The following is a 15,059-nucleotide window of genomic DNA, read 5'->3' on the forward strand; positions in this document are numbered from 1 at the left end:
CCGGAAGATGCCTAAACAAGTTCTCGACGTCGGCAATTGTGGTTACGACCACGGTTCGCTCAAGAACCTGATCGAACGTAACTTCGACGCCAAGGTCCTTCAATCGCACGGTCCGGCCGACACAATCCGAATGATGCGCGAACAAACGTTCGCCCTGGTGGTCATTAATCGTAAGCTCGACCGCGATCATTCCAATGGGATCGATATCTTGATCGACCTCAAAGCGGACGAGCAGTTTCAAGATGTCCCGGTGATGATGCTCTCGAACTTCGAGGACGCCCAAGCCGCCGCAGAGGCCGCTGGTGCCGTGCCTGGCTTTGGCAAGCGGGATCTGGGCAAAGAGTCGACCCTGAAAAAGCTGGAGCCCTTTCTAGGATAGCCATGTCTGAGATCACCTGGAGCGACTTCGAGGCCGTAGAACTGCGTGTCGGTACGATTGTCGAAGTCGAAGATTTCCCCGAAGCTCGCCGACCGGCGTACAAGCTGAAGGTCGACTTCGGCGATCCTCTAGGCATTAAAAAGTCGAGCGCCCAGATTACACAGCTCTACTCGAAAGACGAACTGCTGGGCAAGCAGATCATCGCCGTCACCAACTTCCCCCCGAAACAGATCGGCCCCATCCGCAGCGAGGTCCTGGTGACCGGCTTCTACGGCGAAGATGGAGCCGTCACGTTAGCCGTACCGGATAGACCGACGGCCAATGGGAATCGTTTGGCGTAACACTACTTCATTATCTGCTGCGAGATGCAGTGGAACGCTCCCAGGCCCCATACCAGATCGATGGCCTCAATGGGCACGACCTTGCGATCGGGGAAACATCCTTGCAGCGTATCGCAGGCCTTCTCATCCGCATCGTCGCCAAACTGCGGAACGATGACGATCTCGTTAGCGATGTAGAAGTTGCAGTAGCTGGCCGGCAGGCGTTGGTCGTCCTGGTACTTGGCCTTGGGCATGGGCAGCGGAATCACTTCCAGGGGCTGCTCGTTCAGGTCGGTCATGGCCTGCAGGTCGGTAAAGTTCTGCTGCAACGCCTCGTAGTTCTCGTCGCTTGAATCTTCTTCGTAGGCGGCGACCACCGTACCCAAGCCGACGAAACGAGCCAGCTCGTCGATGTGACCATCCGTATCGTCGCCAGCGATCCCATGGTGGAGCCACAGAATCTTTTCGGCGCACAGGTAATCGCACAGAAACTTCTCGGTCTCTGCCTGCGAGAGGTGAGGATTTCGATTCGGGTTCAACAGGCACTCAGTCGTGCTGAGCACTAGCCCTCCGCCGTTGCCGTCGACGGCTCCCCCTTCCATGACGATGCCTGGCTGAAAACGGCCGAAGCCGAGCTTCTCGGAAAGTCGCTCCGGCACGGCCTGGTCGTCATCCCACGGCGGATACTTGCCACCCCAGGCATTGTAGTTCCAGTCGACCGCCATCCAGGGTTTGCCTTTGGGTGCCTGCAGGAAGCTCGGCCCATGGTCGCGTGCCCAGGCATCGTTGGTGGGGATCGCATGAATGAAGACGTTGGGCAGATGCCCCACCAGGTCTTCGGCCTGGGTCAGCACCTCGCCGGCGGCTGCCAGAATGTGAACGTCCTCGACTTCGCACAGGGCCGTCACCAGCTTCTTGTACACGCCGGGGACTGGCTCGAACTTCCCAGGCCACGAATCGCGATTATGCGGCCACGAAAGGAGCGTTCCGACGTGCGGTTCCCATTCCGCCGGCCAGCGATACGCTTGTTGTTTGGGCGTCAGACGATCATTCATGAGGTGATGTCCCCATCGATGAATCGCTTGGTCAGCCCACCGTAGGCATCGATGCGGCGATCACGCAAAAACGGCCAGTGCGTGCGCGAGAACTCGATCTGAGCCAGGTTGCACTCGACCACCAAGATCTCTTCCTGGTCGTGCGATGCGACCTCCAGCAGTGTGCCGGTTGGGTCGACCACGAACGAGTGCCCCCAGAACTCGATGTTGTCTTCGATGCCGACGCGGTTGGGCGCGGCGACAAACACACCGTTGGCAATCGCATGGCTCCGCATCATCGTTTCCCAGGCCGATACCTGGGCCGGGCCGTACTCTTCCTTCTCAGGATGCAGCCAGCCGATCGCCGTTGGGTAGACCAGGATCTGAGCCCCGGTCAGGGCCGTCAGGCGAGCCGCTTCGGGGAACCATTGATCCCAGCAAATGCAGACGCCCACGCGGCCAAACTTCGTGTCGAACGTCCGGAAGCCGATATCGCCAGGCGTGAAGTAAAACTTCTCGTAGTAGTGCGGATCGTCGGGGATGTGCATCTTGCGGTAGATGCCCAGCATTGCTCCGTCCGCATCGAATACGGCGGCCGTGTTATGAAACAAACCTTCGGCGCGTTTCTCGAACAGCGAAGCCACGACCACCACGCCGTGGTCTTTGGCAGCCGCTTGAATGCGTTCACTGGTTGGGCCAGGAATCGGTTCGGCCTGTTGGAACTGGATGTGGTCCTCGGTCTGGCAAAAGTAGAGACCGGGAAACAGCTCTTGCAGGCAAACGATGTTTGCGCCTTGCTGGGCGGCCTCGGCGATTTTGGCGACTGCCTTGTCGACGTTCTCTTGCTTGCTGCCGCTGCACGTCATCTGCACGACGGCGACGTTGACCTTGTCCGGTTTGCTCATGTTTCTGACTGCTTACTACCCTGAAGCGATGCTGGGATGCGAACTGGCAAAATGGTACTATTTCCCCTATGGACAGAAAACCACCAAGAGGACTCTTTATTACCGGAAATAATACGGGCGTCGGCAAGACCCACGTGGCCGGTTTGATTGCCCAAAGCCTTCGAAATGCGGGCCTCCGCGTTGGCGCGTACAAGCCAGCGGCCAGTGGATTGATCCAACAGGACGGCCGGTGGATCTCGGAAGACGTGCAAACCTTGTGGGAAGCTTCCGGCAAAATCTGGGACACGCAGCGCATTTGCCCGCAAACGTTTCACGCGCCGCTTGCTCCGCATCTGTCTGCTCGAGCCGAAGGAAAGGAAATCGACACCAGCCTCTTACGAACCGGCTTCGACTATTGGAAGCAGCAGTACGCCGCCGGTGAGTGCGATTTCATCCTGGTCGAAGGGGCTGGCGGGCTGCTTTCGCCCATGTCGGACGAAGATTATGTCGCCGACCTGGCCTTGGAATTTGGACTGCCGCTGATCGTGGTCGCGGCCAACCGATTGGGCATGATCAACGAAACGCTCCAGACACTTCTCACGGCCCAATCTTATCAGCAAGGCGTTCCGATTGCTGGCATCGTTTTGAATGATATCGCCGCCGAAGTGAGCGATGTCAGCCGCGACAGCAACCGAGCCGAACTCGCCCGCCACTGCCAGACGCCGATTCTGACGCATGTTCCTTTTGGCGCGAATCAATTGCCTGACCCGGTCGACTGGCTGTCGCTTGCCAGCACGACCCCCTCGGCGTAAGTGCCGCTGGGGACAAAAATTCGGAAAAAATCTCCTTTCTCCAAATCGCTGGGCGAAAGTGTCTCGTCTCTCTGGGTGAGCTCATTAGGTGAAACAACGCAAAAACACTCATCCCAACCGAATTGTGCGGGTCGAAACCGATGAAAAAAACATGGATTCTTACGCCACTTCTGCTTGGCGTAGCGATGATTGGATGTACCGCTGAGACAGGCGACGTGGCCACCAAAGGGCTCCGCCAGGAAAGTGCGGCGCAGACTTCTACCGAAGGCTACTCCGATTTAAGTTCCGTCGACGAAGCGATGGTCCCTCTGGAAGACTTTGAACACCCCTTCGACGCTCCGATGACGGCCCCGGCCGAATTGGATAGCGATGCCGCTCCGGGGGCAAACTACGGGCGAGCAACCAATGGCTCGACGCCGGCTCCTAAAACGGCGGAGCCAGCAAATGAATCCGCCGAGTACAGTGGCAAGGCGATGCCGGCTCGGGTCGAAGAAACCGCTCCGGCTGCGGATCGCCTAAGCTCGCAGCTGGATGGCCAACCCATGTCGGGCGAACGCGACAAGCTACGTGCGTTGTCAGAATCGGCCAGCAAGGGCAAAGAGGCCCAGCTTCAGCAGATGGAGAAGTACTCCAAAGAGGTCAATGACCTGAATAGCCGCTTCGCCATACCCGAGGGGGAAGCCAAGAAATCGGACGTCGCCAAGAGCGAAAACGCTCCAGCCCCAGAAGCTCCTCCAGCTCCAGGTAATGCCGCAGGCTTAGGAGGAGCCATGTTGGGTCCCGCAGCCGGCGATCCAGCGGCCCGCGTAGCCAGCAATCCGGTGCCTGCGCGAAAGCCACTGGATAGCGCCCGAAGTCGAGGCGGAGAAGTCCGTGAATCGCGTCTCGGCAGAGAAGTCGAGGAATTAAGTCTCGATATGAAGAAGCCCGGCGACGGGGTCGGTCCTGGCGAAGGTGGCGACAAGTTTGAACCGATCGAAGAGAACGAGTACATCGCGGTGGCCGATCAGCCCTTGTCGACCTTCTCGATCGATGTCGACACGGCCAGCTACTCGAAGATTCGTTCGTACCTGAGCCAGTTCGGCCAACTGCCACCACGTGATGCGGTTCGCGTCGAAGAACTGGTCAACTACTTCACCTACGACTACGCCACCCCAACCGACGAACATCCGTTCGCCGCCAACGTGGAAGTGGCCAGCTGCCCTTGGAACCCAGCCAATCGCCTGGTCCGAGTCGGCATCAAGGGGAAGGAAGTTGATACCGAAGATCGTCCGGCCAGTAACCTTGTGTTCCTGTTGGACGTTTCCGGCTCGATGAACAATCCCAACAAGCTTCCGCTGCTGAAGAAGGGCATGAAGATGCTCGTCGATCAGCTGGGCGAAAACGACAAGGTTTCGATCGTCGTCTACGCCGGTGCCGCTGGTATGGTTCTGGAACCAACCTACGGTTATGAAAAAGCCAAGATCCTGGCAGCTTTGGATCGTCTGCAAGCAGGCGGTTCGACCAACGGTGGCCAAGGTATCAAGCTGGCCTACAAGACCGCTACGGAGAACTTCATCCAAGGTGGAACCAACCGCGTGATCCTTTGCACCGACGGCGACTTCAACGTTGGTGAAACGAGCACCGGCGGGCTGGTCGGAATGGCCTCGGAGCAAGCCAAGAAGAACATCTACCTCAGCGTGATGGGCTTCGGTATCGGCAACCACAACGACTCGATGCTGGAACAGCTGTCCAACAAAGCCAACGGTAACTACTCGTTCATCGATAACGAGAAGGAAGCCAAGAAGGTGCTTGTCGAACAGATGAGCGGCACGCTGCTGACGATCGCCAAGGACGTGAAGATCCAGATCGAGTTCAATCCAAAGAAGGTCGCTTCGTACCGCCTGGTCGGTTACGAAAACCGCCTGCTCGCTGCTCAGGACTTCAACGACGACAAGAAGGACGCCGGTGAAATCGGTGCCGGGCACACGGTCACCGCCTTCTACGAAATCGTGCCAGCTACCGGTGAGGGTGATACCGAAGTCGCTGCTGTCGATCCGAAGGTGGACGAGCTGAAGTATCAAACCAAGCCAGAAACGACCGAAGCCGCCGACACCAACGAGCTGATGACCTTGAAGCTGCGTTACAAGCAGCCTGAGGAAGACGTCAGCACGCTGATGACCTACCCAGTGGTTGATAGCGGCAATAAGTTCAACCAGGCCACCGGCGACTTCCAATTCGCCTCGGCCGTGGCCATGTTCGGCTTGAAGCTTCGCGGTAGCCACTTCCATCACGAAACCAACTTCGCTGAAATCGAAGAACTGGTCGCCTCGAACGTCGACGGCCCCGGTTCCTCGTACCGCGAAGAGTTTCTGGAAATGATCCGCCAGGTCGAACGACTGCAGAAGTAAGCCGGACAAGGAATCATTCCGACTTGTTCACTCGAAGGCCGCCTGCTCACTGCAGGCGGCTTTTTCTTTCGATCTTCACAAACAATACGCATGACTCATTCGTGAAAGCTTGAGACACTGCGTTTAGCTCATGTTCGGTTACACGAATCACCCCAAGTGGAGTCTGTCCGATGAAGCGAACTCTTCTGTTTTCGATGCTACTGTTGGCCGCTGGTGTCTTCGGCTGTAACGCCAAGCCTGATACGACCCCGCCGGGCAAGCTCTCGCAGGAAACCAACACCACGAACGAGAAGCTCAGTGAAGAAGTAGCGGCACCTGAGGAAGCAGCCGAGTCTGCGGAACTAGCCAGCGCGCTTCGAAAGACAAACGCTCCGCCGATCCAGGCCCCAAGAGCGATGTTTGAGGACGGCGGCGTGAGCGCGGGCGGCTATTATCCGTCGTCACGCCCTAATGCTCTCGCGGCTCTACCTGGCGGCCAGCCACTACCTGGCCAAGGCCAAGGGCCTGGCATCGGTGGTGATAAGTTCGACAAGATCGACGAGAACGGTTTCATTGCCGTCAGCGATCAACCGCTGTCGACCTTCTCGATCGATGTCGACACGGCTTCTTACTCCAAGATTCGCTCGTATCTCAGCAACTATCGCCAGCGGCCACCGGTCGATGCGGTGCGTATCGAAGAGATGGTGAACTACTTTGTTTACGATTACCCGGCACCGACCGATGATGAGCATCCCTTCGCAGCGTCGTTGGAGGTCGCCAATTGCCCGTGGAACCCCGATCATCGCCTGGCACGGGTGGCTCTGAAAGGAAAAGAGCTGGATCTCGAGAATCGTCCTTCCAGCAATCTCGTCTTTCTGCTCGACGTCTCCGGCTCGATGAGCCAGCCCAACAAGCTGCCGCTGCTCAAGCAAGGTATGAAGATGCTGGTCGATCAACTGAGCGAGAACGACATGATTTCAATCGTCGTCTACGCCGGTGCCGCTGGCCTGGTTTTAGAGCCGACCCCCGGCGACCAGAAGGCCGAGATCATCAGTGCCCTCGATCAACTGCACGCTGGCGGTTCGACCAACGGAGGCGAAGGGATTCAGCTGGCGTACAAGATGGCCACCGATCATTTCCTGAAAGGGGCTACCAATCGCGTGCTGCTGTGCACCGATGGCGACTTCAACGTTGGCACCACCAGCACCGGCGACCTGGTTCGCCTGGCCGAAGAGCACGCCAAGAAGAACATCTACTTGAGCATCCTCGGCTTTGGCAACGACAACCACAACGACTCGCTGCTGGAACAACTATCGAACAAGGCCAACGGCAACTACACGTTCATCGATAGCCAACAAGAAGCGAAAAAGGTTCTCGTCGAGCAAATGGCCGGCACGCTGGTCACCATTGCCAAAGACGTCAAAATTCAGGTCGAATTTAATCCCACGAAAGTCGCCGCCTATCGCCTGGTAGGCTACGAAAACCGATTGCTCAAAGCCGAAGACTTCAACGACGACAAAAAAGACGCCGGTGAAATCGGTGCCGGGCACACGGTCACCGCGTTCTACGAGATCGTTCCCTTCGGTACCGAGACCACCGTAACCGGCAAGGTCGACGACCTGAAGTATCAAACCGAACGCGTCCCTTCCGAGGCCGCGAGTTCCGACGAACTGTTGACGCTCAAGCTGCGTTACAAGCAGCCTGAATCGGACACCAGCACGTTGATGACTTCAACGATCGTCGACGAAGGCCAGGAGTTCGCCAAAGCGAGTGGCGACTTCCAATTCGCCGCGGCTGTCGCGATGTTCGGTATGTTGCTGCGTGACAGCGAGCAAACCAAAGACACCAGCTACGCCGCCATCGAAGAAATCGCCGCCCCATACGCAGGCGGCCCAGGCTCTTCGTATCGTGAAGAATTCCTGGAACTGGTCCGCCTGGCCGAAGGATTGCAGAAGTAAGCTGATAAGGCTATCGGCTCACGGCACATGCCCAAGCGGTTTCGCTTGGGCATGTTGCGTTTCGAAGGTACGCGCGGTGCATCATTCAACTCAGCAAGGCCTAACGCTACAATCGATTTGACACCGATCACGATCACCAACTCAGGAACTCCTCCCTATGCCTGATCCCGCACATGTTGTCCCGACGGCTCCCAATGACGATACGATGCGTCTGCTTGATCTGGTGGCGGAAGATGCAGCGGAACTTTTGGGCGTGTCCCTCAGCGATTCTCCGAAGTCCATTGTCGAGGCCGTCAACGAGTGCGTGTGCGATATTCAAAAAGGGGGCGGGCCGGAACTCAGCGAAGACGAAGATATCGTCATGCTGCTGGGTGCTTTGTGGGGCAATCAGCTGGTGAAGCAGTTGGGTTGGCGGTGGACCAATATCGATCTCACGGATCGCGATCCCCCCTTCAAAGCGATCGGCGTGGTATCGCCCGATTTAGACAAAGTGATCTACCCGTTCAACTTCGTCTCGCTCTGCTTGGAAAAAGACGTCCTGGTGAACATCTTGCTTGTTTACAACGTGCTGGTCGACAAGCCTGAATCGGCGGTGTACCAGCCCGGCTCGTGCGAAAACGTGATGATCCGCATCCAGCACATTGTTCCGCCGGAGTAAGGCTGGATGATCGTCAATCGAGTCCTCTTCACATTCGGAATTCTGTTGGTCGTCGTACTAGGTGTCGATGCGATCGCTGCTTGCTGGAACCTGGCGACGATGCAGCCGACGCCGGCCGTACCGTTCGCCTCGCACCCGCTCAGCAAATCGCGGCCCAACACATCGCTGTTGGAAACCGACGAGATTGTGTCGGAAAGTTTCAACTCGTTTCAATTCTTTCGCTTTGATGCGACGAACTACTATATCGAAGAGTTCTACTTCAAAAGATCCGGCGAAGGCATCTATCGCTTCATCGATTTCCGCGTCCCGGATTACCCGGTGATGCAAACCGAGATCAAAGTAAACGAGTGGGAAATCGCAGCGATTTGTGCCATCTTACGAAACGCTGACTTTTGCACGCTCGACGATCGGTACGAAGCCGATATCCCGATTCAACATTGGATGGCCATCCACGTCGAAAGCCAAGGCGTAGCAAAACAAGTTGCATGTTACGAACACTATCCCAAACGATTCACTCGAATCGTCAAATACCTGGACAGAAGCTTCCTGCCTAGCTTTGGACTTCATGCCCGAAAATACGAACCGATGCCCGAGGATGAAGCCGACCAATGGAAACACTTCATGATCGGCATGCCGTTACCAGATGACTGGGCGACCCAAAAAGACGCGTCCGACAAGTAGCCGAGCGTTTCCCGTTGATTCGTGTTGTCGAAGCTGCGTTTACTTCTTCACGCGTCTTTGCCGCTCGGATTCCACTGGTGCTTTGCATTCGTCGCGATGTACGTTTCGACCTCTTCCTCTTCGATGTCGATCCAATCGCTATCGGTAACTTTCAGCGTCTCGTTACCTTCGGATAGCGCGTCCGCTTCGTTATCATGCGGCGTCATGCCAAACGGAGCGGCCTTGCCGTCGACGACCATATATAGCGACAAATACCACATGCCCAGCACTTCAGAGTAGAAGACTGTTCCGGCGGCTAGTCGTTTGGCTCTTCGTTTGGAAAGGACGAGTTTCATGGGCAAGTCTTACTGCTTACTTGCGTCCAACACCACTTCTTCCCCATCGACGAATAGCTGTTTCAGGCTCGGTATCGCTTGAATATCGTTTAGCGTGATGCCGGTGAGTTCGACGTCGTTCAAACGAAGCGTTTCCAAGTTGGGGATTTGCTGGATCACCTTGAGCCCTTCTTCGGTGATCGCGGAATTGCGAATCGTGAGAATTTTCAGTTTCTCGAGGCCTGTCAGGTGCTTCAGCGGGACGGGATCGATCTTGATATCTGCCAGTGTTATCACCTCGAGACTCTTAAGATCCTTACAGTAGGTAAGGCTCTGGGAGTCAATCTTTTCGCCTGACAACGATAACCGCTTCAAATGCTTCAGCGTCTTGATGGCCACCAGTCCCTCGCTAGTGATCGCCGTGTCACGAATGATCAGTTGTTCCATTTCTAGAAAGTGTTTGAAATAACCCAAATCTTCGTTCGTGAATTGGGATCCCTTGAGCATCACAAACCGAACGCGCATCAGCTTCTTACTGCCGTGAACGGTACCTCCCTTTTGCTTCAAGGCTTGGACGGCGTCGTCTACCGAGAGACCATCCGACGGAGGGAACTGGCAAACCAGAGCAACGGACAAGCTGAAAATCACCGGGAACATAGGACAAGATCCGCTTGAGGGAAAGGAAAGGCCTTTCGACTGATTTTCCCGATGGAGCGTGGTGAAGTCAAAAAAAAGAAACGCCCGACATGTAGCCGAGCGTTTCCCGTTGATTCAAGCTGTCAATCGCGTGATTACTTCTTCACGCGTTCGACGTAGCTGCCGTCGCGGGTGTCGACCTTGATGACGTCGCCCAGGTTCACAAACATGGGAACCTGGATCTCGGCGCCCGTTTCGATGGTGGCTGGCTTGGTCACGTTGGTGGCCGTGTTGCCCTTGGCACCTGGCTCGCAGTAGGTGACTTCCATTTCGACCTGCATCGGCGGGGTCATGTCCAGCGGGTTGCCGTTGAACAAGGTCATCATGCACTTCATGCCGTCCTTCAGGAACTTCCAGCCATCGCCCACGGCGTCGGCATCGAGTTCGTACTGCTCGAACGATTCGTTGTCCATGAAGACCCAGGTATCGCCTTGCTTGTATAAATACTGCACGTCGGTTTCTTCGACGTCGGCGGATTCCAGCGTTTCACCACCACGCCAGGTACGGTCCAAGTTGGTGCCGCGGATCAGGTTCTTGAGCTTACACTTGTACAGCGCGTTCCCCTTGCCTGGCTTCACGAAGTTGCACTCGGTCATGATGTACGGTTCGCCGTCGATCTGGACCTTCAAACCTTTACGAAAATCGCTGGTACTGTATTGCACGTGGGGACTCGCTGAAAAAAGATATCCGTCGCTTCAGGGCGCCTTCCGCCCCTGTCCATTTCGGTAAAATGGAAAGATGAACATTGTAACTACCGATTCGCAATCTGCGAGTAGCAATTGTATCGCGAACCCCGCCACGTCGCCTAGCGAGGGTTGGAAGGCCTCGATGCGGGCTGCTTTTCGCCGCGCATCCGACCTGGCCGAGTACCTTCAGCTGCCCGAAAGCTGCTGGCAAACCGGTCAGGCAGCGGCCGATGACTTCCCCCTGTTCGTCCCACGCGAGTTCGCCGCCAAGATGCAGCCGGGCGATTCTCGCGATCCCCTGCTCCGCCAAGTGCTTCCCGTCGAGCAGGAAACCATTGCCACAAAAGGGTTTACGGCAAATCCCGTCGGCGACAACGAAGCGGCTCTGACGCCAGGCCTTCTGCAAAAGTACCATGGCCGGGCCCTGATGGTGACCACCGGGGCGTGTGCCGTGCATTGCCGGTACTGCTTCCGGCGGCATTTCCCTTACGGGGAAGGCCCCAAGGGGATCGACGCGTGGAGTTCGGCCCTGGCGGCGATCCACCAGGACGAAAGCCTTCACGAAATCTTGTTATCTGGCGGAGATCCGCTGACCCTGACCGACGGCATTCTGCGGCAACTGGCCGAAAAAATCGCCCATGCCCAGCACATCCGCCGCCTGCGACTTCATACGCGGCTGCCGGTGATGATCCCCAGCCGGGTGAACGACTCGCTGCTGGCCTGGCTGACCGGCACGCGGCTCAAGCCGTTTGTGGTCATTCATGTGAACCATCCCCAGGAACTGGGGGACGATGTCTCCGAGGCGCTGGCGCTTCTGAGCGAGGCCCACGTTCCCCTGCTCAATCAAAGCGTGCTCCTGGCCGGGGTAAACGACAACGCCCAGACGCTGATCGAGCTGTCGGAAAAACTGCTCGATTTGAACGTCATGCCGTATTACCTGCATCAGCTCGACCGCGTGCAAGGCGCCGCCCACTTCGAGGTCCCACGAGCCGAGGGACTGCGCATTCTGGAAACAATGCGAAGTCGCCTGCCAGGCTACGCGGTACCGCGCTACGTCGAGGAAATCGCTGGGGATACCAGCAAGCGGGTGATCGGTTAGTCGGCCGATGGTGAACGCGCACGCGCGATCTGGTCCCCTCGCCCCTAGGGGAAGAGCGTTAGCGTGAAGGGCATCTCGCTTGTTGGCAGCGCATGCGTGTTCCGTTTGTTGCGGAAGCTTTGTTTGGTGTGGTGAGCTAACGGTCGTTCAGTAAACCCTCACCCTGGCCCTCTCCCTGCGAAGGAGAGGGGACAAGAGTTTAGGGCGGGCCGCGTTCGTTGGTTTCGACCACTCCCTGACCTGTTGCCGCTGCGACGACGTCCGCTTCGCATCCATCACCAGGTGCCATGCCCACGTCGACTTGGGCATGTCTGGCGATCGCCTGGCAAACGCGTTTTCGTCGCCGGGCTGCGATAAGCTTCCTGGCTTCGCGATGAAGTATCACCTGCATCTGCATCATGCATCGAGGTCGTTCTTCGCGCGGAGCCTCTCTCGTCACGGCATCGAATTCCCGCTGCAGCGTTTCGATCACTTCTTGCTTCGCGGTGACTTCGCCAATCAGTTGGATGTTCAGCGCTTTCAACCGATAGAACGTCCACGCAAACAACCGAGCTGCTTCGTGCGTGAGAGGTTCGCGCGGCGGACGCCGGAGCCGATAGCGCTCTCGTTCGCGGGCACGCGTTTCGTCGTTGCGCTCACGAGGTTCTCGCTGATCGAGAGATGCCGGCTGAAGCCTTGCCGGTTGCCGATTGGGGATCGGCGGAGGTGCATCTGCGGGGAACGCGTAGGCAGCGATCTCCGGATCGACAGCAACCGTCTGGCGGGTGGCGCCGTAGGATGGCGGTTTCTCCGGCAGCACCATCAACACTTCGCCACAGCAGGGACAGAGCAGTCGGTTCCCATCGCGCACGGCAACCTGCGGAGCGTGGCCTTTCGAGCCAGCTCCGTGCTTTTCAGGTTGGGGCGCGTGGTGATGGGACATGATGTTTTTCTGTGTTGAACGTGTGGTGATGAATCGTGTGCCACTGCCGCCCTCGGCAGTGCGAAGTGAGCACGTGGTTAGCCATCCCAATTGGCCGTAAGAGCGCTGGCCAGAGGCCAGTGGCACACAGACTTTGGGATTGGTGTGCACGATGAAAGTGCAGTTTAGAAGGGAAGCGCGTCACTAAGATAGTGCGCGCAGAATTTTTTTAACACGGAGGCCATTACTCGCTCGGAGAAGTTTCTTCGGCCTCTTCCTGTTGGGGCTGCTCGGCATCGGATGCGTATTGCTTCTGAAAGAGGACCAACGATCTTTTTTCGATTGCCTCCCACGCCTCGTTCGAATGTTGAAAGACTTTCATCTTCAAATCCTCCGACATGTTTTCCTGGTGCTTTAGCAAGAGTTCTCTCGCTTTCAGGATGTATTCATAGGCCTTACTGTGATCGCTCTCGACGACATCACCGGCTAACTGTGCGACTCTCATGACTAACAATCGCCAGGCCACTCGATCGTTCGGGTCGGCTTCGATTCGCTGTTGAATTGCTTCGAGGCTAGCTCCCTCAATCTGCTGGTCGGCGAGTTGTTCGACCTTGAGGTTCAATAGCCGCCATGTTTCTGGATTCCGATCGTTATCAAGAATGGCCTGAACCTCTTCCAACGACATCTCCTTCAACTCATCATCGGTCGGAATCTTAGGCTTTGGATCTCGATATTGATGGCTCAGAGGCGCTTCGTTGATCTTTTGGTCGCGATCCGATGGTCCACAACCGACAAGAGCACAGAGCACCAATAGGAAGACGATTTGTCGCATGACTACGCTTACCTCATGAGGGATAACCCAATCGTGATGCGTGTTACCTTATCAAGCCCTGTTCGCATGTCGAGAAACAAACGATGTCTTTCCACAATGATGTAAACCGATTGCCATTGGACAAAAAAAGAGCCGAGCCTATCTCGTTCGATACGCTCGGCCCTTTTGTATGACGAAAGCTGGTTGCCGCTTACTCGGGTGCGGATTCGTCCAAGAGTTTCTGAATCTCTTCTTCCAGCTTCTTTGCCCGGCTTTCGCTGATGCCGGAATTCACCTTGTGGATCTTGCCGTCGCGACCGATCAGGACGAAGTGAGGAATACCGGAAACGGCGTAATAGCTGTAGAACGCATCCGTATCGTCAAGCACGGCGGTGGGATGTTTCAGGTTGTGCTCGGCGGTGAACTTGTCGAGCATGGCGTTCTCTTCGGTGGGCGGGACCTGGCCTTCTCCTTGCTGTGGGCCTTCGGCACCCTCAGGCCAGTTGAAGTTGAAGTAACGCGTGATGCCCACAATTTGCAGGCCATCTTTGCCGTACTTCTCTTGCCACTCGACCAGATGTGGGAAGCTGGCGACGCACGGACCGCACCAGACGGCCCAGAAGTCGAGCAGGACCACCTTGCCCTTGAGATCTTCCGCAGAGAGCCCATCGCCGTTGGCCCAGGCCTGGGCGTCGATCGGCAGCATCTCTTTGCCGACCAGTTCGGCGTAGGCTTTCAAACGCTCGATCTCTTGCGTGGCCGACTGAAGAACCACGCCGGCCTTCCTGTAGGTGATTTTCACATCGGATGCTTCGACCTTCTCGACGTTGGCATCGATGAAGTCGTTCTCTGTCTTGACGAACGATTCCATCTTTTCGATGTCCTCATTCATGTCTTCCATGAACGTCATGCCGAGCTTCACGATATACAGGTTGATCGCTTCGGTGTTGGCAGGGTCCTTGGTCACGGTCGCTTTCACTTCATCCAGCGAGAGCCCTTTGGCGACCAGGCGAAACTCAAAGGCTTCCAACGATCGCTTGATGCTGTTCAAGAGACCGGCTGCTTGTTCGTTGTCGCCTGGGTCGACGTCGGCCACGCTTTCGCGGATGCCTTCGATATGCTTCTGAGCGATTTCGCTGGGACCGGACATCTCGTGCATCAGCGCCTGAAAATTGGCGTTGGCGAAGTCCATCAGCGGTTCGGTATCGGTGGTGTCGTGGATGAAAGCCTGGAGACTATCTTGGGCGAGCACCTCTCCGCCGGAAGAATCTGCTTCGGCAGAACCGGGCCCGTCCGCGGCGCTACCGCAAGCCGTGAAAGTAAACAGAGACAGACAAACGCAGGCAGCAAGAGCAATTCGTTTCATGAGCAATCAGCTTCCCAGGACATGAGAGGGATTTTGGCGAGCGAGCGATTGGGCGGTCAATCGTTACCAGATTGGCCAAGCGTCGGTCCCT

Annotated in this window: 16 protein-coding genes; 8 read left to right on the top strand and 8 right to left on the bottom strand. The window is 56.8% G+C overall.

Annotated elements, in window-relative coordinates; translation table 11 throughout:
• Nucleotides 1–7 precede the first annotated feature (7 nt).
• Both PSR63_RS10255 and PSR63_RS10260 read left to right on the top strand, forming a co-directional pair.
• Nucleotides 8–379, top strand: coding sequence for a response regulator (locus PSR63_RS10255; protein WP_274332981.1), 372 nt, complete (start codon nucleotides 8–10; stop codon nucleotides 377–379).
• Between the two features lie 2 nt (nucleotides 380–381).
• A complete protein-coding gene (locus PSR63_RS10260; protein WP_274332983.1) occupies nucleotides 382–720 on the top strand; it encodes a tRNA-binding protein in 339 nt (112 codons plus the stop codon).
• Nucleotides 721–722: 2 nt separating this feature from the next.
• On the opposite strand, the gene PSR63_RS10265 is transcribed toward PSR63_RS10260, so the two are convergent.
• On the bottom strand, nucleotides 723–1,754 hold the full coding sequence (locus PSR63_RS10265) for an agmatine deiminase family protein (protein WP_274332985.1): 1,032 nt from the start codon (nucleotides 1,752–1,754) through the stop codon (nucleotides 723–725).
• Nucleotides 1,751–2,638 carry a carbon-nitrogen hydrolase gene (locus PSR63_RS10270; protein ID WP_274332987.1) on the bottom strand — a complete coding sequence of 296 codons (888 nt, stop codon included), beginning with the start codon at nucleotides 2,636–2,638 and terminating at the stop codon, nucleotides 1,751–1,753. Before PSR63_RS10270 ends, PSR63_RS10265 begins: the two co-directional genes overlap by 4 nt.
• A 68-nt stretch (nucleotides 2,639–2,706) precedes the next feature.
• On the opposite strand from PSR63_RS10270, the gene bioD reads away from it, so the two are divergent.
• The 5 genes from bioD to PSR63_RS10295 all read left to right on the top strand — a co-directional run bounded on the left by bioD (nucleotide 2,707) and on the right by PSR63_RS10295 (nucleotide 9,095).
• Entirely contained in the window at nucleotides 2,707–3,429 is a 723-nt protein-coding gene (bioD, locus tag PSR63_RS10275; protein ID WP_274332988.1) for a dethiobiotin synthase, read from the top strand.
• Nucleotides 3,430–3,569: 140 nt separating this feature from the next.
• Complete coding sequence (locus PSR63_RS10280) at nucleotides 3,570–5,819, top strand: vWA domain-containing protein (protein ID WP_274332990.1); 2,250 nt, start codon at nucleotides 3,570–3,572, stop codon at nucleotides 5,817–5,819.
• A gap of 170 nt (nucleotides 5,820–5,989) precedes the next feature.
• Nucleotides 5,990–7,756 (top strand): vWA domain-containing protein, encoded by a 1,767-nt coding sequence (locus tag PSR63_RS10285; protein ID WP_274332992.1) that lies wholly within the window; start codon nucleotides 5,990–5,992, stop codon nucleotides 7,754–7,756.
• A gap of 157 nt (nucleotides 7,757–7,913) precedes the next feature.
• The gene (locus PSR63_RS10290) at nucleotides 7,914–8,414 is read left to right on the top strand and encodes a hypothetical protein (protein WP_274332994.1); all 501 of its coding nucleotides are present in this window, start codon (nucleotides 7,914–7,916) and stop codon (nucleotides 8,412–8,414) included.
• A gap of 6 nt (nucleotides 8,415–8,420) precedes the next feature.
• Nucleotides 8,421–9,095 (top strand): hypothetical protein, encoded by a 675-nt coding sequence (locus PSR63_RS10295; RefSeq protein ID WP_274332996.1) that lies wholly within the window; start codon nucleotides 8,421–8,423, stop codon nucleotides 9,093–9,095.
• A 47-nt stretch (nucleotides 9,096–9,142) separates the two neighbouring features.
• On the opposite strand, the gene PSR63_RS10300 is transcribed toward PSR63_RS10295, so the two are convergent.
• The 3 genes from PSR63_RS10300 to efp all read right to left on the bottom strand — a co-directional run bounded on the left by PSR63_RS10300 (nucleotide 9,143) and on the right by efp (nucleotide 10,767).
• Nucleotides 9,143–9,430 (bottom strand): hypothetical protein, encoded by a 288-nt coding sequence (locus PSR63_RS10300; protein ID WP_274332998.1) that lies wholly within the window; start codon nucleotides 9,428–9,430, stop codon nucleotides 9,143–9,145.
• Between the two features lie 9 nt (nucleotides 9,431–9,439).
• The gene (locus PSR63_RS10305) at nucleotides 9,440–10,066 is read right to left on the bottom strand and encodes a hypothetical protein (RefSeq protein WP_274333000.1); all 627 of its coding nucleotides are present in this window, start codon (nucleotides 10,064–10,066) and stop codon (nucleotides 9,440–9,442) included.
• Nucleotides 10,067–10,200: 134 nt separating this feature from the next.
• Complete coding sequence (efp, locus tag PSR63_RS10310) at nucleotides 10,201–10,767, bottom strand: elongation factor P (RefSeq protein WP_274333002.1); 567 nt, start codon at nucleotides 10,765–10,767, stop codon at nucleotides 10,201–10,203.
• Between the two features lie 76 nt (nucleotides 10,768–10,843).
• On the opposite strand from efp, the gene epmB reads away from it, so the two are divergent.
• The gene (gene epmB / locus PSR63_RS10315) at nucleotides 10,844–11,890 is read left to right on the top strand and encodes an EF-P beta-lysylation protein EpmB (protein WP_274333004.1); all 1,047 of its coding nucleotides are present in this window, start codon (nucleotides 10,844–10,846) and stop codon (nucleotides 11,888–11,890) included.
• 199 nt (nucleotides 11,891–12,089) lie between these two features.
• Here the strand turns inward: epmB and PSR63_RS10320 are convergent, their stop codons facing one another.
• The 3 genes from PSR63_RS10320 to PSR63_RS10330 all read right to left on the bottom strand — a co-directional run bounded on the left by PSR63_RS10320 (nucleotide 12,090) and on the right by PSR63_RS10330 (nucleotide 14,968).
• Complete coding sequence (locus PSR63_RS10320; RefSeq protein WP_274333006.1) at nucleotides 12,090–12,812, bottom strand: hypothetical protein; 723 nt, start codon at nucleotides 12,810–12,812, stop codon at nucleotides 12,090–12,092.
• Nucleotides 12,813–13,035: 223 nt separating this feature from the next.
• Nucleotides 13,036–13,623, bottom strand: coding sequence for a hypothetical protein (locus tag PSR63_RS10325; RefSeq protein ID WP_274333008.1), 588 nt, complete (start codon nucleotides 13,621–13,623; stop codon nucleotides 13,036–13,038).
• Nucleotides 13,624–13,813: 190 nt separating this feature from the next.
• Nucleotides 13,814–14,968, bottom strand: a complete 1,155-nt coding sequence (locus PSR63_RS10330) for a TlpA family protein disulfide reductase (protein ID WP_274333010.1) — start codon at nucleotides 14,966–14,968, stop codon at nucleotides 13,814–13,816.
• Nucleotides 14,969–15,059: the final 91 nt, after the last annotated feature.

Source organism: Bremerella sp. P1, assembly GCF_028748185.1.
Taxonomy (GTDB): domain Bacteria; phylum Planctomycetota; class Planctomycetia; order Pirellulales; family Pirellulaceae; genus Bremerella.

Bases quoted from the DNA above. Each gene is read 5' to 3' on its own strand.
- PSR63_RS10255 (WP_274332981.1), top strand. From the start codon at position 8: ATGCCTAAACAAGTTCTCGACGTCGGCAATTGTGGTTACGACCACGGT.
- PSR63_RS10260 (WP_274332983.1), top strand. From the start codon at position 382: ATGTCTGAGATCACCTGGAGCGACTTCGAGGCCGTAGAACTGCGTGTC.
- PSR63_RS10265 (WP_274332985.1), bottom strand. From the start codon at position 1,754: ATGAATGATCGTCTGACGCCCAAACAACAAGCGTATCGCTGGCCGGCG.
- PSR63_RS10270 (WP_274332987.1), bottom strand. From the start codon at position 2,638: ATGAGCAAACCGGACAAGGTCAACGTCGCCGTCGTGCAGATGACGTGC.
- bioD (WP_274332988.1), top strand. From the start codon at position 2,707: ATGGACAGAAAACCACCAAGAGGACTCTTTATTACCGGAAATAATACG.
- PSR63_RS10280 (WP_274332990.1), top strand. From the start codon at position 3,570: ATGAAAAAAACATGGATTCTTACGCCACTTCTGCTTGGCGTAGCGATG.
- PSR63_RS10285 (WP_274332992.1), top strand. From the start codon at position 5,990: ATGAAGCGAACTCTTCTGTTTTCGATGCTACTGTTGGCCGCTGGTGTC.
- PSR63_RS10290 (WP_274332994.1), top strand. From the start codon at position 7,914: ATGCCTGATCCCGCACATGTTGTCCCGACGGCTCCCAATGACGATACG.
- PSR63_RS10295 (WP_274332996.1), top strand. From the start codon at position 8,421: ATGATCGTCAATCGAGTCCTCTTCACATTCGGAATTCTGTTGGTCGTC.
- PSR63_RS10300 (WP_274332998.1), bottom strand. From the start codon at position 9,430: ATGAAACTCGTCCTTTCCAAACGAAGAGCCAAACGACTAGCCGCCGGA.
- PSR63_RS10305 (WP_274333000.1), bottom strand. From the start codon at position 10,066: ATGTTCCCGGTGATTTTCAGCTTGTCCGTTGCTCTGGTTTGCCAGTTC.
- epmB (WP_274333004.1), top strand. From the start codon at position 10,844: ATGAACATTGTAACTACCGATTCGCAATCTGCGAGTAGCAATTGTATC.
- PSR63_RS10320 (WP_274333006.1), bottom strand. From the start codon at position 12,812: ATGTCCCATCACCACGCGCCCCAACCTGAAAAGCACGGAGCTGGCTCG.
- PSR63_RS10325 (WP_274333008.1), bottom strand. From the start codon at position 13,623: ATGCGACAAATCGTCTTCCTATTGGTGCTCTGTGCTCTTGTCGGTTGT.
- PSR63_RS10330 (WP_274333010.1), bottom strand. From the start codon at position 14,968: ATGAAACGAATTGCTCTTGCTGCCTGCGTTTGTCTGTCTCTGTTTACT.